Origin of the sequence: Marinobacter santoriniensis NKSG1 (assembly GCF_000347775.1) — a bacterium.
Taxonomy (GTDB): Bacteria; Pseudomonadota; Gammaproteobacteria; order Pseudomonadales; family Oleiphilaceae; genus Marinobacter; species Marinobacter santoriniensis.
On the sequence record NZ_APAT01000008.1, the window covers coordinates 67,886 to 87,087 of the forward strand.

Sequence of the window (19,202 nt, forward strand, 5' to 3'; positions counted from 1 at the left end):
GCATTGGTTGCAACTCAGGCGTTTGCGGGCCAGCTATCGGGAACCAGGAAAAACCGCCGCTGCTCGGTCCAGGCACCGGATGCGGAGTCCCGATCCAATTCTGCGAAAAGCTGCGGGATATTGCGTTGGATGACCAAGGACAGTGCCGCCTCCGCCGCGGCCGGATCCGGCTCGGTAGTCTGAATCCATGGGCCAATCCAGTGGGGCTTATGGAGCGGCACGCATCGGGCGATGTCTGCCTGCAGGATCTGCGAGGCGTAGTGCCAGGTACCGTGGAGATGATTTACGGGCGTTGTCGAGGGCACGGAGATGTCGATCGAGCGGTTGTCCGGATAGAAGAGGTAGCCGGGCATAAACACCCGAGACACCAGCGGCGTGGCGATGCCCCGCTGCGCCAGCAGATGGCGTGTCTCGGGCCGACGGGTGAGCCGGGTCTGCTGGTTCAGCAGCCGATCCGTTTTCAGGTCCAGGCGATCCCTGGCATTGGGGCCATACCAACGGTCCGGCCCGTCGTGGCCGGGTACGCCCAGGTAGAACTTGATGGCAATTTCGTGATGTTCGATTCGATTCTCGTTTCTGTTGAAAACAACAAAATCCAGCTCCCCCAGGGTCCGTCCCTCTGTTTGTACCTGCTGGTTTTTCAGAAGGATTTCCCATCCGAGGAGGTCGGTGAGCAGGCTTTCGTAGAGACGTTCAAAATAGAAGCCGAGCCGTCGGGGCGGTGTCTCCGTAAGGATTTTCGGGATCCGCTCTGGCTGGTGATCCCAGTCCCGTAATATCTCCGGGTAATTAGTCGGCAGGTGGCGAGCTGGCTCGAAGCTCTGGCTACAGTGCAGTAGTTGAGGGGCGGTGCATGTCCACGCCAGATGTCGTACCGCCGGGTGACGGAATGGCAATAAAAGGCAGGTGTCCGTATTCTCACTCATAGCGAAAGAATACCGTAAACTGTGCGGAGAATGCGGTAAACATTAAATGATGCTGGACTGACAGCGCCAAGGAGCCAGAATGCAGTATTTACATACGATGATTCGTGTTAGCAATCTCGACGAGACGCTTCATTTTTTCTGCGATCTCCTGGGAATGGTTGAAATCAGCCGAAAAAGCAGTGAAAAAGGACGCTTTACGCTGGTTTTCCTGGCAGCCCCGGAAGATGAGGCGCGCGCCCGGGAGGATCGAGCCCCGATGATCGAGCTCACCTACAACTGGGATCCGGAGGAGTACACGGGTGGCCGGAATTTTGGCCATCTCGCCTACCGGGTTGATGATATTTATGCCCTGTGTGAAAAGCTCCAGGCGAACGGTGTGACCATCAATCGCCCGCCTCGGGATGGCTATATGGCGTTCGTCCGTACACCGGATAATATCTCTATCGAGCTGCTCCAGAAGGGCGAGGCGTTGCCGGCCCGGGAGCCCTGGGCAAGTATGGAGAACACCGGCACCTGGTAAGGAATGCACCACCCGTCGCCAATGGATAGGCGGCAATCGGAATACAACACAAGGAGAATGTGATGGAGGACTGGCAAGGATGCCTGGCACCGGAAGGACAAGCTGCGTTGGTCAAGGCGCGCGAGCAGGTGGAACGCCGCGGTGGCACTGTGATCACCGTTGAGGATTTTCTGCTGGCGCTGCTGGACACCGAGCCCGGGCTGCCCCGTTTCATGGTCGGGCGTGGCGTGGATCTGGACGAACTGGTGCGCACCATTCAGTGTGAGCAGCCTATTATTACCGAGGTCGGGGCAGAGGGCGCGCTGTCGTCGCAACTGACCTACTGGCTGGCCTGCGCCCGGGAAATATACCTCGGCCCCTGGCTGACATGGTCGCACCTGCTGTCAGCATTGGTCCGGAGTGCTGAGCGACTACAGGGCAAGGCCTATGTGGCGGTTCTGGAAACGATCGGAGACTGGCCGGTTGGAGACTCCGGCTGCCTGTCCCCGGAGCCGGTTACACGGGGCCATGTGCCCATCACCGTGACCGATTCCGGCTGGTTGACACTGGCCGAGGAGATTGCGGTTGCCTTCTCGGCCAATGCCGGTGCCTTGTTCTGGCTGCGGGGAGAGCGGGGAGCTGGTAAATCCTCATGGCTGAACTGTCTGACGCCGATGCTGGATCGCGATTACGTGGCACTCGACGTGCGACGGGAGTCTGAAACGCAGGCCGTTGAATGGCCGAAGATCCCCGGTGGCGTCGATGGAGATCATTCCCGTGCCTGGCCCATACTGATCCTGGACAATACCTCGCCGGCGGACCTGCTTGAGGTGGTCGTTGCCAGAGAGACGGCGACCCGTGAACTGATCCTGCGGTGGGCCGGCCCGATTCTGCTGCTGGGGCCGGAAGGCGGACCGGATGATTCGTCGGAACGACTTGAGCGTCAATTGGGGCGCACCCTTGAATCGGTCAGGTTTCCCGCCTGCAGTCTGGTCCAGCGGCAGGCGATACTGACCAGTCACCAATCCCGGATCGAAAAAAGCAGGGCGGTAGAGCTGACGCCAGCCGCAATCCGGTACGCCTGTTCCAGACAGAACCGGGCAGTGTCGACACCGGGAGGTCTGCTTCAGTGGGTTGAGCGTGCTGCAGCACGGCTGGACCTCTTCGCGCGGCAAGGCCCCGGGGAGGCAAAAGTGCTGGCCGCCCAGATAGACACACTCCGACGTCAGAGTCTGGTGGCGACCGCCCGCAATCAGCCGGTGGCCTCTATCGAAGAGGCGTTGGATGCTCTGGAGTTACAGAAAGCGGCGGCGGAGGTGGCGTGGCATGAGCGCCAGAGAGAGGGTACCTTGCGCACGCTGACCGTGGCTGATTTGCGCCAGGAGCTGGAAAGATGGGTTGCGGCGCGCCCCGGCCCGGTTCACTATGTGCAGCATTGTGAACAGCAGCAGGGAGAATCCGCGAGTGCAGGATCTGGAAATCTACATTCGTGATCTGGAGCCCGGTCAGGTATCCGCCTGGCTGGAAGTACACGTCGATAAGCTTGATCTTGATGACTCGGATACCGCGAAGGTGATCAAGGGCTTCGCAGTGTATGAAGGTGCAGGTCTCCGGATCACTCTATACCCCGGGGCATTCGGGAAAAGGTTCACTTCCCTGGTGCTTGAGGGCGAATCATTGCCCTGGAACAGTGACCTCGACTGTGCCCGCAGTGCCTGGCGGGCCATGGAAACCGAAATCCGTTGCAGCCCCGGCGACTGGAAAGAGGGTGATCCGGTCGAGGATGAAAAATGGTGGCGTCTGGATGACCGCGGGGAGAAAATGGTCGTCTGGAACTGAAAAAGGCAGCCAAGTGGCTGCCTTTTGACGATCCGCGAAGCGACTGGCTCAGTCGCTCAGGATGGACACATTGTCCGCCTGCAAGCCTTTTTCCGCCTCAACAACGTTGAAACGAACCAGTTGGCCCTGGCGGAGAACGCGACGTCCGCGGCCGCGGATGGCCCGGAAGTGAACAAACACTTCATCACCGCTGTCCCTTACGATGAAGCCGAAGCCTTTTTTCACGTTGAACCATTTTACCGTGCCTTCTTCGTCGCCTTCAGGTGTGGTGTCGTCGTAATCGTTGTCCTCTTCCTCGTAACGACTCTGATTGCGCGGAGCCTGTGACTGGCCTGTGTTGCGCTGCGCTGGCTGCTGTTTGGCGGCGAGAGCGATCGCAAAGAAACCGGCAAGTCCGAAAATCACGAAGGCAATCACGTAGGCGGCAATGCCCTGAGCGCTGCCAAGAACGAACGGCGTGTTGGTCGCCAGTTCGCTGGTTTCGGATTGGGACAGGATCTGGAACAGCTCCGGCGTGAGGGCAACCAGCAGGGTACCGAGAATAAAGGGAGCAGGAATGGCGACCAGGATGGCAACAAGGATCGCTTTGGCTGGATTACGCATTGAAAGATAGTTCTCCATTTTTTGAGCGCTAACGATAAAGAGCCGGATATCGGGTAAAATCAGTCATCCGGCCGGTGAAAACCGCCATACCCCGAAAACCAGGGGCCCGGCGGAGAAAAGCGGAATATTACCAGATTACCCTGAGCACTGACCAAACCCATGACACAGAAAGACCTTCAAAGCAGGCTTGACGAACTGGAAACGCGGCTTGCGTTCCAGGACGATCTCATCAATACCCTGAGTGAGCAGCTGGCCCGGCAGGAGCTCGACATTCGAGAACTTTGGGACGCGAAAAGGCAGTTGCACAAGCAACTCAAGGAAGTGTCCCCGTCCAATATCCGGAGCGAGGAAGAGGAAACACCGCCCCCGCATTACTGAGCGGAGACGGCGTTTCCGGATTGCCCGTCAGGCAAGGAGTTCGATAAGGATGCGCTCGTAGATCCGGGACAGGATGTCCAGGTCCTCGGCTTTCACGCACTCGTCGATCTTGTGAATGGTGGCGTTGATCGGTCCGAGTTCCACCACCTGCGCGCCGGTGGGCGCAATGAAGCGACCATCAGATGTCCCGCCCGAGGTGGACAGTTCGGTTTCCCGTCCCGTTATCTCGCGGATTGCCGCCTGGCTGGCGGAGACCAGAGCCCCCTTATCGGTGAGGAAGGGGCGGCCACTGAGATGCCATTTCAGGTCATAGCGGAGATTGTGTCGGTCTAGGATGGCAACCACGCGCTCCTCCAGACTCTCCGCGGTATTTTCCGTGCAATACCGGAAATTGAAATGCACCAGGCATTCCCCGGGGATCACATTGCTGCCGGTGCCCGACTCGATGCGGGTAACCTGAAAGGTGGTTGGCGGGAAGAAATCGTTGCCGTTGTCCCAGAATTCGCTGGCCAGGGCATCAAGCGCCGGGGCGACCGCGTGCACCGGGTTCTCTGCCAGGTGAGGGTAGGCAACATGCCCCTGAATGCCATGGACCGTCAGGTAGCCATGCAGTGAACCACGGCGCCCGTTCTTGATGACGTCACCGACCTCCTCGGTGCTGGACGGTTCACCGATAAGGCACCAGTCGATTTTCTCGTTCCGCGCTTCCAGTGTTTGTACCACGCGCACCGTGCCGTCCTGTGCCGGGCCTTCCTCATCGCTGGTAATCAACAGGGCAATGGAACCACGGTGATCCGGATAGGCGGCCACAAAGCGTTCACAGGCCGTGATGAAGGCTGCGAGGCTGCCTTTCATATCAGCTGCGCCACGCCCGTACAGGTAGCCGTCGCGGATGACCGGATCGAAGGGCGGGTGAGCCCAGTTCTTCTCCGGTCCGGTTGGCACCACATCGGTGTGGCCGGCAAAGGCGAGCAAGGGGCCTTCTTTGCCCCGGCGGGCCCAGAGGTTGTCAGTATCGCCGAAGCGCAGGTTCTCACCCTGGAAACCCAGGGGAGCCAGACGCGACATCATCAGCTCCTGACAGCCGGCGTCGTCAGGCGTGACGGAACGCCGGCGAATCAGGTCAATGGCCAGATTCTGGGTCGGGGAATCAGTTGTTGGCATGCAGTTCTTCATTCAGCTCGATGGCAGATTTGTGGGTCACGCATTCCACCGCGCCGGTCTGGCTGTTACGACGGAAGAGCAGATCCGGCTGGTTGGCCAGGTCCCGGGCCTTGACGACTTCAACCAGTTTGCCGTTGTCGTCGAGCAGGGCCACTTTGGTACCTGCAGTGATATACAGACCCGCTTCCACCTTGCAGCGGTCGCCGAGAGGGATGCCGATACCGGCATTGGCGCCGATCAGACAGTTTTCCCCGACGGCAATCACGATGTTGCCGCCGCCGGACAGGGTGCCCATGGTGGAACAGCCTCCACCAAGATCGGAACCCTTGCCCACCATAACGCCGGCGGAGATCCGGCCCTCGATCATTGACGTGCCTTCGGTGCCGGCGTTGAAGTTGATGAAGCCCTCATGCATGACGGTCGTGCCTTCGCCAACATAGGCACCCAGGCGGACACGGGCCGTGTCGGCAATCCGGACACCTTTTGGTACGACGTAGTCGGTCATCTGGGGGAACTTGTCCACAGACTTCACTTCCAGTGTGCGACCGGCAATACGGGCGCTCAGCTGCCGCTCAGGCAGTTCGTTCAGATCGATGGCGCCTTCGTTGGTCCACGCAAGGTTGGGCAGCAGGCCAAAAATGCCGTCGAGCTTGACGCCATGGGGCCTGGCCATCCGGTGGGAGATGAGGTGCAGCTTCAGGTAGACCTCCGGGGTGCTGGAGGCGGTATCGTCGGTGGCCAGCACTGTGACGACCACGGGACGGGTGCTCTCGGCCGCTTTCTCGGCGAGGGTCGCCTGGTCGGTCTGGCCCACCTGGCGCAGCGAATTGGCGAACTGGTGCAACTGTTCCGGGGTGGCCGCAATGGCTTCGTTGCCGCCCTGGTAGTCAAGGGCACTTTCAACCACATCAATCAGGGTCTTGTCGGGTGTCATGATCGGCTGTTGGTAGAACACTTCCAGCCATTCGCCCTGGTTGTTCTGGGTCCCGACGCCGATGCCGAATGCAAAACTCATCTGGTGGTTGCTCCTGTCTGATCTGTTTTGAAGTTAGGCGTTAGAGTAACGTTTGGCCCAATCGTCTGCGCTGAATCCCACGCTGACGGTTCCGTCATGCTCAACGACCGGCCGCTTTATGATCGACGGATTCTCAAGCATGAGCTCATGGGCGGATTGGGCGCCAATGGTATCACGAACCTCTTCCGGAAGTTTGCGCCAGGTGGTTCCCCTGCGATTCAGCAGGGTTTCCCAGCCAATTGCCTGCTCCCAGCGTTTCAACAGGGCATCATCAAGCCCTTCCTTCTTGAAGTCGTGGAAATCGTAGCCAATGCCCTGTTCGTCCAGCCACTTCCGGGCTTTCTTCACGGTATCGCAGTTCCTGATGCCATAGAGCTTCATGTCTGGTTCGCCTTTACAAATTCAACAATACGACGGGCCGCTTCCACGCATTCTTCCAGCGGAGCCACCAGTGCCATGCGAACCCGGTTCTCGCCAGGATTATGGCCGTCGATGGTGCGGGACAGATATCGGCCCGGGAGGACATGCACATTCTGTTGGGCGGACAATTCCCGCGCGAAGGTTTCGTCGTCCATGGGGGTTTCCGGCCACAGGTAAAACCCGGCGTCGGGGAAGTCTACGTCCATCACTTCCCGCAGAATCGGAACGACGGCCTCGAATTTCGCCCGGTAGGCAGCCCGGTTTTCCCGGACGTGATCCTCGTCCTGCCAGGCGGCGATGCTGGCCAGCTGGTTGTGAATGGGCATGGCGCATCCGTGGTAGGTGCGGTATTTGAGATAGCCCTGTAGTACCTTTGCGTCGCCGGCGACAAACCCCGAACGCAGCCCCGGCAGGTTGCTGCGCTTGGACAGGCTGTGAAACACGATGCAGCGGCTGAAGTCATGACGCCCCAGCGCTGCACAGGCCTGCAGCAATCCTTCCGGTGGCTGGCCTTCATCCGGATACAGCTCCGAGTAGCATTCGTCGGAGGCAATGAGGAAGTCGTAGGTATCCGCCAGTTCAATCACCCTGGCCAGCGTATCCCTGCCGATGACTGCGCCACTGGGGTTGCCGGGGGAGCACAGGAACAGGATCTGGCACTGTTGCCAGACGGACTCGGGAACCCGGTCGAAATCCGGGATGAAGCCGTTCCCGGCATCGCAGGGAAGATAAACGGGATCGGCGCCGGCCAGAAATGCCGCCCCTTCGTAGATCTGATAGAAGGGGTTGGGGCTCACTACAGCAGCGGGTTTGCTGGAGTCGATCACCGCCTGAACCAGGGCGAAAATGGCCTCGCGAGTGCCGTTCACCGGGACAATGTGGTGTGCCGGGTCGAGAGAGCCTTCTTTCAGTTGAAAACGCCGGGTCGCCCAGTCTGCGATGGCGGAGCGGAGTTCATCGGTACCTTTGGTGGTCGGGTAGTTTGCCAGTTTGTCCAGGTTGTCGGCGATTACCTGCTTGACGAATTCTGGAGAGGGGTGCTTGGGCTCGCCGATGCCAAGCGATATCGGCGCCAGGTGCTCCGGGACAGAAATGCCCGCTTTGAGTTTGGCCAGTTTTTCGAATGGATAAGGGTGTAAACGGTCAAGATTCGGGTTCATTGAATGTCGTCCAGCATGGTGCAGAGGTCTTCCTGGAGGTGTTGGCAGGTCGCAAGATCGCTCAGTGGATGACCGTCTTCGTCCGTGACGAAGAACACGTCCTCGACCCGCTCGCCGAGGGTGGCGATCTTGGCGTTGGTCAGCCGGACCCGATGCTCCAGCAATACCTGGCCGATCCGGGCAAGAAGACCGGGGCGGTCCGGTGTGATCACTTCCATGACAGTGCGCTGGTTGCCGGTATCGTTGGAGAAGGTGACTTCGGTTGGAAACGCAAAGTGCTTGAGCTGTCGCGGTGTACGCCGGTGAATAATGTCCGGGTAATCCTCCGGATCATCGAGTTCCTCAATCAGGCGTTTGCGCACTCTTTCCTTCCGTGCCGGATCCACGCCCAGAGGCTGCCCCTGGTCGTCCAGCACGACGTAGGAGCTGATGGAATAGGGGCCCTGGCCCGAGCTGATTCGCGCGTCCACGATGTTCAGGTTCAGTTGCTCGAGAACGGCCGTGGTGGCGGCAAACAGTGCGACCCGGTCTTTCATGTAGATGATGATCTGGGAGTAGCCATCGGTAGGCCCTCCCCGGGTATCACGGATCAGGACCAGTGGGTCCGGGTTATTACCGTGACGAATGATGGCCGCGGTTTGCCAGGCAATGTCGACCGTGGAGTCCTGAAGGAAGTAATCCTCTTCCACCGTGTCCCAGACATGGTCGATCTGCTCGTCCGTCATGTTCTGGGCGTGCAGAATTTCCCGCGCTTCCGACTGGGTCGCGTTCACCCACTCGCGCCGATCTACCGGGTTCTCTGTTCCCCGTCTCAGTGCGCGCTTGGCTTCGATATAAAGCTGGCGCAGCAGTGACGCTCGCCAGGTGTTCCAGAGTTTCGGATTGGTGGCGCTGATGTCACAGACGGTCAGGATGTAGAGGTAATCCAGGTGGGCCTGGCTCGGCATCGCATGGGCGAACGCATGAATAATCTCGGGGTCGGAGATGTCCTTGCGCTGAGCCGTCATTGACATCAACAGGTGATTTTCGACCAGCCAGGAGGCCAGCTGGGTGTCCCGTTCACTCAAATGATGCCGGGCGCAGAAAGCTTCGACATCGGCGGCGCCGAGTTCTGAATGGTCGCCACCCCGCCCCTTGGCAATGTCGTGGTAGAGGCCGGCGATAAACAGGGTTTCCAGCTTTGGCAGGCGATGGATCAGGCGCGATGCCAGCGGGTATTCCGTGCGAACCTCGGAACCGTTCAGGCGAACCATGTTGCGGATGACCCGCATGGTGTGGGCATCGACCGTGTAGATATGGAACAGGTCGTGCTGCATCTGGCCGATGATCTGCCCGAACTCGGGCAGGTATCGACCGAGCACGTTGTACTTTTTCATGGCCGAAAGCGTCACGTCGAGCGCATGGGGGGTGCGCAATAACTCCATGAACAGCGTGGTGACGGCCAGGTCCGACCGGAAGGCGTCGTCGATCAGGTGTCGATGGGCCCGCAGCGAACGGATCGTGGTTGCGCGAATGCCTTTGATGTCGGGATGCTGTGCCATCAGTACGAAAATTTCCATGATGGCGTAGGGGGCGTAGGCGAACACCTGGTTGTTGACCGCCTCGATGTACCGGTTTCGAATCTGGAACCGCTTGTTGAGCGGCTGGATATCATCCTCGCCGCCGGTTCCGAGAATCGCCTCGTCGTAATATTGCAGGATGACGTCGGTCAGCTCGGCGAGCGCCAGGACGGTTCGGTAGTAGGACTGCATCATCAGCTCGACGCCAAGGCGCTTGCCTTCATCGTGATAGCCGAGCATTTCGGCCAGTGCCCGCTGGTGATCAAACAGCAGACGGTTTTCGTTACGGTCGGCCAGCAGTTGAAGACCGAACCGGAGTTGCCAGAGGAAGGTTTCGCCCTGGAACAGGATTTGATGTTCTTCCTCGGTAAGAATGCTGAAGCGGGTAAGGTCGGCAATGTTCTGGAGTCCGAAGTGGCGCTTGGTAATCCAGCCGATGGTCTGGATATCCCGAAGGGCGCCCGGAGAGCCCTTCAGGTTGGGTTCCAGGTTGTATTCGGTATTGCCGTACTTTTTGTGACGCTGTTGCTGTTCTTCCCGCTTGGCAATGAAGTAATCCCGGTCGGAGCTGACGGTATCGGAATACACCTCCTCGCTTAGCGTCTGGCGGAGACTGTCCGGTCCTGAAATTGTCCGGGTTTCAAGAAGGTTGGTGAGAATGGTGACGTCTTCGCGGGCGGCATCCTTGCATTCTTCGATGCTCCGCACGCTGTGCCCGATGTCCAGCTTCAGATCCCAGAGCAGGGTAACGAACGCGCCCAGGTCGTCTTGCCAGTCTTCTCGAATGCCGTTCCGGGTGAGAATGAGCAGGTCGATGTCGGAGTGGGGGTGGAGTTCGCCACGACCATATCCGCCGACAGCAATCAGTGCGATATCCTCTGAGCTGGCGAACGGATACCGGTGCCAGATGAGATCCAGAACCCGATCGACGGTCTGTGCCCGGGAGTGGACGAGGGCGCGAACATCGGCACCCTGACGAAATGCCTCAGCGTCGGCGTTGTATCGTTCCTGCAAAAGCTCGCGGGCGGCCCTGACCGGAGACGGGTCGTTGCTGATGCGGGCTTCCAGATCGGAATCGGCCACCGTCAGAAGGACTCTTCCGATCGTTTGGTGAGCACTTCATGCCCGTCAGCGGTCACCAGGATCGTGTGTTCCCACTGGGCGGACAGCTTGTGATCCTTGGTAACTGCCGTCCAGCCGTCGGCAAGCAGTTTGGTCTGGTGCTTGCCCTGGTTGATCATGGGCTCGATGGTAAACGTCATGCCCTCCTTCAGCTCCAGGCCGGTGCCGGGCTTGCCGTAGTGCATGACCTGGGGCTCTTCATGAAACACCTTGCCGATGCCGTGCCCGCAGTATTCACGGACGACAGAGTAGTGATGCTTTTCCGCGTGTTGCTGGATCACGTGGCCGATATCGCCCAGCCGAACACCAGGCTTGACCATCTCGATGCCTTTGTAGAGGCATTCCTGGGTTATGCGGATCAGGCGCTCACTGCCGGGCTTGGGTTTGCCAACCACCCACATCTTGCTGGTATCGCCGTGGTACTCGTCCTTGATGACGGTGACGTCGATGTTCAGGATGTCGCCGTGCTTGAGAACCTTCTTCTCCGACGGAATGCCGTGGCACACCACGTGGTTGACAGAGGTGCAGATGGACTTCGGGAATCCCTTATAATTGAGTGGTGCCGGGATGGCTTGCTGGACGTTCACGATGTAGTCGTGACAGATGCGGTCAAGCTCCTCGGTGGTTACCCCGGGCTTCACATGCTCGCCAATCATCTCCAGGACTTCGGCGGCCAGGCGGCCGGCCACGCGCATCTTTTCAACTTCTTCCGGTGTCTTGATCGATACCTGCATCGGGATTCCTGTTGGTTTGAGCCAAACCGGCATTTTAAGGGCCCTGAGAGCTCCATACAAGGAAGGTTCGGCGCAAATTTAATGGCGTCGCCCGGCCGGTTTATGGTATAAACGCGCCGCCGGAAACGAATCCGGCAAATTCACACACGTGTCGACACGTTGTCCCAGGGTGCTGTTCCCTTTTATAGGGTCGGTTGGGTCAATCGGATGCGTGGAGGACTAACCCGAAGCTAAAAGGTAAATATCATGGCTCAGGTAAATATGCGTGACCTGCTCAAGGCAGGTGCTCACTTCGGTCACCAGACCCGTTACTGGAACCCGAAAATGTCCAAGTTCATTTTCGGTGCCCGCAACAAGATTCATATCATCAACCTCGAGCAGACTGTTCCTGCCATGGAAGAAGCGCTGAAGTTCATTCAGCAGCTGGCAGAGAACAAGAACAAGATCCTGTTCGTCGGTACCAAGCGTTCCGCCGCCAAGATCATCAAAGAAGAAGCTCTGCGTGCCGGCCAGCCGTACGTCAACCACCGTTGGTTGGGTGGTATGCTGACCAACTACAAGACCATCCGTCAGTCCATCCGTCGCTACCGTGACCTGGAAACCCAGAGTCAGGACGGCACTTTCGACAAGCTGACCAAGAAAGAAGCTCTGGATCGTACCCGCGAAATGGATCGCCTGGAGCGCTCAATCGGTGGTATCAAGGATATGGGCGGTCTGCCGGACGCCATGTTCGTCATCGACGTTGATCACGAGCGTATCGCCATCAAGGAAGCCAACAAGCTTGGCATCCCGGTTATCGGTGTGGTCGATACCAACAGCGATCCGGACGGCGTTGATTACGTTATTCCGGGCAACGATGACGCCATCCGCGCCATCCAGATCTACGTGCAAGCTGTGGCTGACACCTGCCTTGAAGCGGCCCAGTCTGCTGGCGCCGGCGCTGACGAGTTCGTCGAAGTCAGCGAAGACGCCGAAGGCGCCGCTCCGGCTGCCGAGTGACGCATCAGCTTCACGTTTGAGTTGTAAGGTATGCCCGCCTGTCTTACGGGCATACCTCCCCACCGAATTCGTACAAGTTAAGAGGATTGAACATGGCTGCAATTACCGCTGCAATGGTCAAAGAGCTGCGTGAGCGTACCGGTCTTGGCATGATGGAGTGCAAGAAGGCTCTGGTAGAAGCTGACGGCAGTGTTGATGCTGCGATCGAAGAGCTGCGCAAGTCTTCCGGTCTGAAAGCTGCCAAGAAGGCTGGTCGTACCGCCGCTGAGGGTGTGTCTCTGATCAAGATTTCCGACGACAACACCGTAGCCTACATTCTGGAAGTCAATTCCGAGACCGACTTCGTTGCCCGTGACGACAACTTCATGGCTTTTGCCAATGACGTTCTGGACGTTGCGTTCGAGAAGGGCGAAACCGATGTTGCAAAGCTGATGGAAGGCGACCTGGAAGCCAAGCGCGAGGCGCTGGTCCAGAAGATCGGTGAGAACATCACCGTTCGCCGCATCGTGAAGGTTGAAGGTCCGGTTGTCGGTGGCTACGTTCACAGCAACAACAAGATCGCTTCCGTTGTTGCCCTGACTGACGGTGATCCGGAAGTTGCCCGCGACATCGCCATGCACGCTGCCGCTGTCAACCCGCGCGTTGGCAAGCCGGAAGACATGCCGCAGGAAGAGCTGGAAAAAGAGAAGGAAATCATCAAGGCCCAGCCGGATATGGAAGGCAAGCCTGCCGAGATCGTCGAGAAGATGATGGGTGGCCGCATCAAGAAGTTCCTCAAGGAAAACAGCCTGGTTGAGCAGCCGTTCGTCAAGAACCCGGACCAGACCGTAGGCGAGCTGATCAAATCCGCCGGTGGTGAACTGGTTGGTTTTGTTCGCCTGGAAGTCGGTGAGGGCATTGAGAAGGAAGAAGTCGACTTTGCTGCCGAGGTTGCTGCTGCAGCCGGAACTGGCAAGGCCTGATCCTTCCGAAAGGTGGTGGTCCACTGAGTCCACCACCGACCTGAGTCTGCCACGTTGGCCGGATGTTTCCGGCTCTCGTGGCGGGCTTGTATCTGAGATACCCCTTTTTCGAGGAGTATGTCAGATACGAGCCTGAAAACCGTGTACGCGGATAGCCATCAGACGAAAAGGGGATCACCATGCCGACATCTTCGAAAAATCAGCCCAGATACAAACGTGTTCTGCTCAAGCTCAGTGGCGAAGCCCTCATGGGGGAGCACGATTTCGGTATTGATCCCAAAGTTCTCGACCGTATGGCCCTGGAAATCGGTGCCCTTATCGGTATCGGTGTACAGGTTGGCCTGGTGATTGGTGGTGGTAACCTGTTCCGGGGTGCCGCCCTGAATGCCGCCGGGCTGGATCGTGTAACCGGCGATCACATGGGGATGCTGGCAACCGTCATGAACGGCCTGGCGATGCGGGATGCGCTGGAGCGCTCCAATATCCGCACCCGTGTCATGTCGGCCATCCCCATGAGCGGCATTGTCGAGCATTATGATCGTCGTCGTGCTGTACGCGATCTCAAAGAAGGCGATGTGGTGATTTTCAGCGCCGGTACCGGCAATCCCTTTTTTACGACGGACTCTGCCGCCTGTCTGAGAGGTATCGAAATTGAGGCGGATGCGGTACTGAAGGCAACCAAGGTGGATGGGGTCTACTCCGCCGATCCGAATCTGGATCCCACTGCCGAGAAATACGATTATCTCACTTATGACGAAGTGCTCGACAAGAAGCTGGGCGTGATGGATCTGACCGCCATCTGTCTGGCGCGCGACCATGGTATGCCATTGCGGGTGTTTGACATGAACCGACCGGGCGTCTTGACCCGCATCGTGACTGGCGAAAAAGAAGGTACACTGATCGAGTGAACTCGTTAGCCGGCCCGGATGTTAGCGGTCGGCTCCCGGATTGACCTGACGAATTGAGGAATGCTCTAGTGATTAACGACATCAAATCGGAAGCCGAAAAGAAAATGAAAAAGAGCCTGGAGGCTCTGCATTCGGCCTTTAATAAAATCCGTACCGGCCGCGCTCATCCTGCGATTCTGGACAGTGTCATGGTGAACTATTACGGCCAGGAGACACCGCTTAAGCAAGTGGCGAGTGTCAACGTTGAAGACAACCGCACTCTGGCGGTGTCTCCCTGGGAAAAGAACCTGGTGCCGACCATCGAAAAAGCCATCATGACGTCGGATCTCGGTCTGAACCCGGCGACCAGCGGTGACATCATTCGGGTTCCGATGCCCATGCTCACCGAGGAAACCCGTCGGGAAATGGTCAAACAGGCCAAGGCCGATGCGGAACACGCGCGTGTGTCCGTTCGCAACGCCCGCCGCGATGCCAACTCCATGGTCAAGGATCTGCTGAAGGAAAAGGAAATCAGCGAAGACGAAGAGCGTCGGGCAGAGGATGAGGTCCAGAAGCTGACCGACAAGTACATCGCCGAAGTGGACAAGATGCTCAAATCCAAAGAAGAGGACCTGATGGCGGTCTGATCCGCCGGGTTGCTCAGTTGCAGGACAGTCGGCTCCGCAGATTGATCGGGGCTGCGCAGGGGATTTCATGACGGGACAAGTAACCGCGGAAATTCCGGTGTCGGCGGATCGCCGGCCCCGGCACGTGGCCATCATCATGGACGGTAACAACCGGTGGGCGAAGGCCCATCGGCTGACAGGAGTGGCGGGTCACAAGGCGGGCGTCAATGCGGTCCGGGCAGTGGTCGAGACCTGTGCCCGCGAGGGCGTTGAGGTACTGACCCTGTTTGCCTTTTCGAGTGAGAACTGGCGGCGGCCCAAGGACGAAGTGTCGGCCCTCATGCGGCTGTTCCTGTTTGCGCTGGAGCGCGAGGTTCGGAAACTGCACCGGAACAACATCCGGCTGCGCATTATCGGAGATCGTTCGGCATTCAGTGATGCTTTGCAGGAACGCATGGAGAAAGCCGAGACCCTGACCCGCGACAATACCCGCATGACGCTGGTTATTGCTGCCAACTATGGCGGTCACTGGGACATTGCCCAGGCCACACGACAGGTCGCGGAAAAAGTCCGTCAGGGGCAGCTTGAGCCGGGTGACATTACCGATGATCTGATTCAGCAGCATCTCTGTATTGGCGATCTGCCCATGCCTGACCTGATGATCCGTACCGCCGGCGAGCAGCGGATCAGCAATTTCCTGCTTTGGCACCTTGCCTACACCGAGTTCTATTTTTCTCCGGTGTTCTGGCCTGATTTCAAGGACGAAGAAATGCAGAAGGCGCTCCACGCCTATGCCGGGCGCAAACGCCGGTTCGGCCAGACAGACGACCAGATTGCGCTTCAGACCGCACAACAATAATGATTCGAGAGCGAATTCTACTGTGCTCAAGACCCGTATTATTACAGCCCTGATCCTGGCGCCACTTGCGATCGGCGGCATCTTCTTCCTGCCCCCACTCGGCTTTGCGGTCTTTACCGGTGCCATCATCACGATCGGAGCCTGGGAGTGGGCCAACATGGCCGGAATCGTCGGTCAGGGCGGCCGGATTCTCTATGCGGTCGCAACCGCTCTCATTCTGTTCGGGTTGCTGAATATTCCCGCGGTGATTGTGCTCTGGCTCGCTCTCGTATGGTGGTTTGTCTGTTTCCTGCTGGTTCGGAACTATCCGTCCGGGTCGTTGCGATGGGGCAACCTTCCGTTCCGGGCACTGATGGGGCTGTTTGTGCTGGTTCCCGCATGGGTAGGCCTGAATCATCTGAGGACCGGAGGGTTCCAGTTCGGGACTGTCGAGAACAATCTCTGGGGAATCCTTTATGTTTTCTGCGTCGTGTGGGTCGCCGATATTGGCGCCTATTTCGCAGGGCGTGCGTTTGGCAAGAAAAAGCTGGCGCCCAGGGTCAGCCCCGGCAAATCCTGGGCTGGCGTCTGGGGCGGATTGCTGGCTGTGGGCGTCTTCGCCGTCATCGTCAGTTACCTGGCTTCTGCCAGCGGACAGGAAATGGGGCTGTTGGTCCTGGCCAGCCTGGTGACCGGTCTGGTCTCGGTGCTTGGCGATCTGCTTGAAAGCATGTTGAAGCGTTTTCGCGGGATCAAGGACAGTAGCCAGCTTTTGCCGGGACATGGCGGTATCATGGATCGTATCGATAGCCTGACTGCGGCCATTCCCGTGTTTGCGTTGATCATCACGCAACTCGGGTGGCTGACCACCGGACACTGGTAAGTATGTCAAAACGCTGCCTTACAATTCTTGGCGCTACCGGCTCCATCGGTCTGAGTACTCTGGATGTCGTTCGGCGTCACCCGGATCGCTTTGCCGTCTATGCGTTGACTGCCGGAACCCGGGCCGATGAACTGGCTGTGCTGTGTCGGGAGTTCCGGCCGTCGGTAGCCGTTATGGCCAGTCAGGAGGCCGCCGAGCGACTGGAACGGCTACTCGATGATGTGCCTGAAACCCGGGTGCTGTCGGGTAAGGCTGGGCTGTGTGACGTGGCCAGTGCCCGGGAAGCCGATACGGTGATGGCGGCCATTGTCGGTGCTGCAGGGCTTTCTCCGACGCTAGCTGCGGTTCGAGCCGGCAAGCGCGTTCTGCTGGCGAACAAGGAAGCGCTCGTTATGTCGGGCCGTCTGTTCATGGACGCGGTGGCCGAGTCTGGTGCCGAGCTACTGCCGATCGACTCCGAGCACAATGCCATTTTCCAGTGCATGCCGCCGGAGCATATCCGGGATCCCCGTGCGGCGGGCGTGACCCGAATCCTCCTGACGGCGTCCGGTGGACCCTTCCGGGAACATACGGCGGCACAGTTGCGGGACGTATCTCCGGCCGAAGCCTGCAAGCACCCGAACTGGTCGATGGGACAGAAAATCTCGGTCGACTCCGCAACCCTGATGAACAAGGGGCTGGAACTGATTGAAGCCTGCTGGCTGTTCAACACCACCCCGGAAAAGATTGAAGTGCACGTTCATCCCGAGAGCATTATCCATTCGATGGTCGAGTACGCGGATGGCTCTGTGTTGGCGCAATTGGGCAGTCCGGATATGCGAACGCCCATTGCCAATGGCCTGGCCTGGCCGGAGCGGATTGATGCGGGCGTTGCTCCACTGGACCTGTTTGCAATCGGTCGATTTCACTTCGAGAAGCCGGATCTCCACCGGTTCCCCTGCCTGGCACTTGCGGCCGATGCATTTGAAGCCGGAGGCACGGCGCCGGCCGTACTTAATGCTGCCAACGAGGTGGCGGTCGAGGCGTTTCTCAGGGGCTGTCTGCGTTTTGCTGATATCCCCGTTATCATAGAGCGTACAATGGCGGCGACAACGGTCGTGCCTGCTGACAGCTTCGACACCATTTTTTCCAGGGATGCCGAGGCGCGTCGCCACGCCAGGGAACAGATTGCCTTGCTGACTGTCTGATACCGTCGGTGATATTGTCCCTCTGGCTTCAGTAATTAACCGGGAAATCTATGCACATACTTCAGACTATCCTGGCCCTGGCACTGACCCTGGGCATCCTGGTGACCCTCCATGAATATGGCCACTTTTGGGTAGCTCGGCGCTGCGGCGTCAAGGTGATTCGATTCTCGGTGGGATTCGGCAAACCGCTGTTTTCCTGGTATGACCGGCACGGCACTGAATTCGCCGTGGCTGCCATTCCTCTCGGCGGTTACGTGAAGATGCTTGATGAGCGGGAAGGGCCGGTTCCCGAGGAACTTCGGGATCAGGCGTTCACGTCCAAATCGCCCGGACAGCGCATTGCGATCGCAGCCGCAGGCCCGATTGCCAATTTCCTGTTTGCAATCTTTGCCTACTGGTTGATCGCCGTGGTTGGTGTCACGACCGTCGCTCCGGTCGTTGGGGAAGTCGAGCAGGGCAGCATTGCCGATCGCATGGGACTCCATCGCGGCATGGAAATCACCGCTGTTGATGGCTCCAGCGTGAGCTCGTGGCGCGACGTGAACATGCGGCTGCTCGAGCGAGCCGGCGAGCAGGGTGATATTCGTATCTCGGTATCCGAAAACGGCGCCGAAGGAACCCTTGATGGGGCGCTGGGCGGTTGGCGTCTGAACGACGAGACCCCGAATCCCCTGGGAGAGTTCGGTATTACACCCTGGCGTCCGGACATTCCGGCTGTCCTTGGCCAGATCAGCCAGGGCGGGCAGGCGGACGCGGCAGGACTGCGCAGTGGTGACCGGATCGTCAGTATTGATGGCAATGATGTATCCGATTGGCAGGACCTGGTGGACCATGTCCGGAATGCGCCAGGCCAGACGCTGGCCTTTACCATCCGCCGGAACGGTTCGGAACAGACCCTGTCAGTGACTCCGGCCGAGAAGACGTTGAACAATGGCGAAGTCATCGGCTTCATCGGGGCGGGCGTCGAATCCGTCACCTGGCCGGACAACATGCTTCGGGATATCAGCTATGGGCCGTTAGGAGCGATTCCCCGGGCGATCGGCGAAACCTGGGGCGATACCCGGCTAACGCTTGTGGCCATCAAAAAAATGATCACGGGATTGCTTTCGCCCTCCAATCTCAGCGGGCCGATCACGATTGCGCGCGCCGCGGAAGCCAGTGTCAGCTCCGGATTCGAAGACTTTGTCGGATTCCTGGCCTATCTCAGTGTCAGTCTAGGGGTTCTGAATCTTTTACCCGTGCCTGTTCTGGACGGTGGACACATTGTCTATTACACCATCGAAGCCATACGCCGGAAGCCGCTTTCCGAGGCTGCTCAGGCGCTTGGATTACGAATTGGTATGGCTTTGATCCTCACTTTAATGGTGTTTGCTCTTTACAACGACCTGATGCGGTTGTGAG

At 58.6% G+C, this 19,202-nt stretch carries 20 protein-coding genes; 12 read left to right on the forward strand and 8 right to left on the reverse strand.

The genetic code is table 11. The features are described 5' to 3' along the window. Positions 1-14: 14 nt before the first annotated feature. Positions 15-926 carry a DUF1853 family protein gene (locus MSNKSG1_RS02990; protein ID WP_008937760.1) on the reverse strand — a complete coding sequence of 304 codons (912 nt, stop codon included), beginning with the start codon at positions 924-926 and terminating at the stop codon, positions 15-17. Positions 927-1,005: 79 nt separating this feature from the next. Here MSNKSG1_RS02990 and MSNKSG1_RS02995 point away from each other — a divergent pair, with 79 nt between their 5' ends. The 3 genes from MSNKSG1_RS02995 (at position 1,006) to MSNKSG1_RS03005 (ending at position 3,264) form a co-directional block, all read left to right on the forward strand. Next, positions 1,006-1,446 carry a VOC family protein gene (locus MSNKSG1_RS02995; protein ID WP_008937761.1) on the forward strand — a complete coding sequence of 147 codons (441 nt, stop codon included), beginning with the start codon at positions 1,006-1,008 and terminating at the stop codon, positions 1,444-1,446. A gap of 62 nt (positions 1,447-1,508) precedes the next feature. Continuing rightward, positions 1,509-2,918 carry a hypothetical protein gene (locus tag MSNKSG1_RS03000; protein ID WP_008937762.1) on the forward strand — a complete coding sequence of 470 codons (1,410 nt, stop codon included), beginning with the start codon at positions 1,509-1,511 and terminating at the stop codon, positions 2,916-2,918. Continuing rightward, the gene (locus tag MSNKSG1_RS03005) at positions 2,890-3,264 is read left to right on the forward strand and encodes a hypothetical protein (RefSeq protein ID WP_008937763.1); all 375 of its coding nucleotides are present in this window, start codon (positions 2,890-2,892) and stop codon (positions 3,262-3,264) included. The genes MSNKSG1_RS03000 and MSNKSG1_RS03005 overlap by 29 nt, the downstream gene beginning before the upstream one ends. 48 nt (positions 3,265-3,312) lie before the next feature. Here MSNKSG1_RS03005 and MSNKSG1_RS19630 read toward each other — a convergent pair whose 3' ends face one another. Then, complete coding sequence (locus tag MSNKSG1_RS19630; protein WP_008937764.1) at positions 3,313-3,867, reverse strand: cold-shock protein; 555 nt, start codon at positions 3,865-3,867, stop codon at positions 3,313-3,315. Between the two features lie 159 nt (positions 3,868-4,026). Between MSNKSG1_RS19630 and MSNKSG1_RS03015 the strand changes: the two genes are divergently transcribed. Beyond that, entirely contained in the window at positions 4,027-4,245 is a 219-nt protein-coding gene (locus MSNKSG1_RS03015) for a SlyX family protein (protein WP_008937765.1), read from the forward strand. A 27-nt stretch (positions 4,246-4,272) separates the two neighbouring features. Here MSNKSG1_RS03015 and dapE read toward each other — a convergent pair whose 3' ends face one another. The 6 genes from dapE to map are packed head-to-tail and all read right to left on the reverse strand — an operon-like array spanning position 4,273 to position 11,419. Then, positions 4,273-5,409: a succinyl-diaminopimelate desuccinylase gene (gene dapE / locus MSNKSG1_RS03020; protein WP_008937766.1), complete on the reverse strand. Its 1,137-nt coding sequence runs from the start codon at positions 5,407-5,409 to the stop codon at positions 4,273-4,275. Next, positions 5,396-6,424: a 2,3,4,5-tetrahydropyridine-2,6-dicarboxylate N-succinyltransferase gene (gene dapD, locus MSNKSG1_RS03025; protein ID WP_008937767.1), complete on the reverse strand. Its 1,029-nt coding sequence runs from the start codon at positions 6,422-6,424 to the stop codon at positions 5,396-5,398. The genes dapE and dapD overlap by 14 nt, the downstream gene beginning before the upstream one ends. 33 nt (positions 6,425-6,457) lie before the next feature. Continuing rightward, entirely contained in the window at positions 6,458-6,805 is a 348-nt protein-coding gene (locus MSNKSG1_RS03030) for an ArsC family reductase (protein ID WP_008937768.1), read from the reverse strand. Then, a complete protein-coding gene (gene dapC, locus MSNKSG1_RS03035) occupies positions 6,802-8,004 on the reverse strand; it encodes a succinyldiaminopimelate transaminase (RefSeq protein WP_008937769.1) in 1,203 nt (400 codons plus the stop codon). The genes MSNKSG1_RS03030 and dapC overlap by 4 nt, the downstream gene beginning before the upstream one ends. Next, positions 8,001-10,646: a [protein-PII] uridylyltransferase gene (locus tag MSNKSG1_RS03040; RefSeq protein WP_008937770.1), complete on the reverse strand. Its 2,646-nt coding sequence runs from the start codon at positions 10,644-10,646 to the stop codon at positions 8,001-8,003. The genes dapC and MSNKSG1_RS03040 overlap by 4 nt, the downstream gene beginning before the upstream one ends. Before the next feature lie 2 nt (positions 10,647-10,648). Then, the gene (map, locus tag MSNKSG1_RS03045; protein ID WP_008937771.1) at positions 10,649-11,419 is read right to left on the reverse strand and encodes a type I methionyl aminopeptidase; all 771 of its coding nucleotides are present in this window, start codon (positions 11,417-11,419) and stop codon (positions 10,649-10,651) included. Positions 11,420-11,665: 246 nt separating this feature from the next. On the opposite strand from map, the gene rpsB reads away from it, so the two are divergent. The 8 genes from rpsB to rseP all read left to right on the forward strand — a co-directional run bounded on the left by rpsB (position 11,666) and on the right by rseP (position 19,201). After that, a complete protein-coding gene (rpsB, locus tag MSNKSG1_RS03050; RefSeq protein ID WP_008937772.1) occupies positions 11,666-12,418 on the forward strand; it encodes a 30S ribosomal protein S2 in 753 nt (250 codons plus the stop codon). Positions 12,419-12,510: 92 nt separating this feature from the next. Next, positions 12,511-13,380: a translation elongation factor Ts gene (tsf, locus tag MSNKSG1_RS03055; RefSeq protein WP_008937773.1), complete on the forward strand. Its 870-nt coding sequence runs from the start codon at positions 12,511-12,513 to the stop codon at positions 13,378-13,380. Between the two features lie 179 nt (positions 13,381-13,559). Further along, positions 13,560-14,288 (forward strand): UMP kinase, encoded by a 729-nt coding sequence (gene pyrH / locus MSNKSG1_RS03060; protein WP_008937774.1) that lies wholly within the window; start codon positions 13,560-13,562, stop codon positions 14,286-14,288. 68 nt (positions 14,289-14,356) lie between these two features. Further along, a complete protein-coding gene (gene frr / locus MSNKSG1_RS03065) occupies positions 14,357-14,914 on the forward strand; it encodes a ribosome recycling factor (protein WP_008937775.1) in 558 nt (185 codons plus the stop codon). Positions 14,915-14,981: 67 nt separating this feature from the next. Beyond that, on the forward strand, positions 14,982-15,752 hold the full coding sequence (gene uppS / locus MSNKSG1_RS03070; protein WP_008937776.1) for a polyprenyl diphosphate synthase: 771 nt from the start codon (positions 14,982-14,984) through the stop codon (positions 15,750-15,752). Positions 15,753-15,774: 22 nt separating this feature from the next. Further along, the gene (locus MSNKSG1_RS03075) at positions 15,775-16,614 is read left to right on the forward strand and encodes a phosphatidate cytidylyltransferase (RefSeq protein ID WP_008937777.1); all 840 of its coding nucleotides are present in this window, start codon (positions 15,775-15,777) and stop codon (positions 16,612-16,614) included. 2 nt (positions 16,615-16,616) lie between these two features. After that, entirely contained in the window at positions 16,617-17,801 is a 1,185-nt protein-coding gene (gene ispC / locus MSNKSG1_RS03080) for a 1-deoxy-D-xylulose-5-phosphate reductoisomerase (RefSeq protein ID WP_008937778.1), read from the forward strand. Between the two features lie 50 nt (positions 17,802-17,851). Further along, positions 17,852-19,201, forward strand: a complete 1,350-nt coding sequence (rseP, locus tag MSNKSG1_RS03085) for an RIP metalloprotease RseP (RefSeq protein ID WP_008937779.1) — start codon at positions 17,852-17,854, stop codon at positions 19,199-19,201. Position 19,202 lies beyond the last annotated feature (1 nt).

What these genes read in the sequence shown, in the direction of transcription:
- MSNKSG1_RS02990 (WP_008937760.1), bottom strand. Translation starts at nt 926, where the DNA reads ATGAGTGAGAATACGGACACCTGCCTTTTATTGCCATTCCGTCACCCG.
- MSNKSG1_RS02995 (WP_008937761.1), top strand. Translation starts at nt 1,006, where the DNA reads ATGCAGTATTTACATACGATGATTCGTGTTAGCAATCTCGACGAGACG.
- MSNKSG1_RS03000 (WP_008937762.1), top strand. Translation starts at nt 1,509, where the DNA reads ATGGAGGACTGGCAAGGATGCCTGGCACCGGAAGGACAAGCTGCGTTG.
- MSNKSG1_RS19630 (WP_008937764.1), bottom strand. Translation starts at nt 3,867, where the DNA reads ATGCGTAATCCAGCCAAAGCGATCCTTGTTGCCATCCTGGTCGCCATT.
- MSNKSG1_RS03015 (WP_008937765.1), top strand. Translation starts at nt 4,027, where the DNA reads ATGACACAGAAAGACCTTCAAAGCAGGCTTGACGAACTGGAAACGCGG.
- dapE (WP_008937766.1), bottom strand. Translation starts at nt 5,409, where the DNA reads ATGCCAACAACTGATTCCCCGACCCAGAATCTGGCCATTGACCTGATT.
- dapD (WP_008937767.1), bottom strand. Translation starts at nt 6,424, where the DNA reads ATGAGTTTTGCATTCGGCATCGGCGTCGGGACCCAGAACAACCAGGGC.
- MSNKSG1_RS03030 (WP_008937768.1), bottom strand. Translation starts at nt 6,805, where the DNA reads ATGAAGCTCTATGGCATCAGGAACTGCGATACCGTGAAGAAAGCCCGG.
- dapC (WP_008937769.1), bottom strand. Translation starts at nt 8,004, where the DNA reads ATGAACCCGAATCTTGACCGTTTACACCCTTATCCATTCGAAAAACTG.
- map (WP_008937771.1), bottom strand. Translation starts at nt 11,419, where the DNA reads ATGCAGGTATCGATCAAGACACCGGAAGAAGTTGAAAAGATGCGCGTG.
- rpsB (WP_008937772.1), top strand. Translation starts at nt 11,666, where the DNA reads ATGGCTCAGGTAAATATGCGTGACCTGCTCAAGGCAGGTGCTCACTTC.
- tsf (WP_008937773.1), top strand. Translation starts at nt 12,511, where the DNA reads ATGGCTGCAATTACCGCTGCAATGGTCAAAGAGCTGCGTGAGCGTACC.
- pyrH (WP_008937774.1), top strand. Translation starts at nt 13,560, where the DNA reads ATGCCGACATCTTCGAAAAATCAGCCCAGATACAAACGTGTTCTGCTC.
- uppS (WP_008937776.1), top strand. Translation starts at nt 14,982, where the DNA reads ATGACGGGACAAGTAACCGCGGAAATTCCGGTGTCGGCGGATCGCCGG.
- ispC (WP_008937778.1), top strand. Translation starts at nt 16,617, where the DNA reads ATGTCAAAACGCTGCCTTACAATTCTTGGCGCTACCGGCTCCATCGGT.
- rseP (WP_008937779.1), top strand. Translation starts at nt 17,852, where the DNA reads ATGCACATACTTCAGACTATCCTGGCCCTGGCACTGACCCTGGGCATC.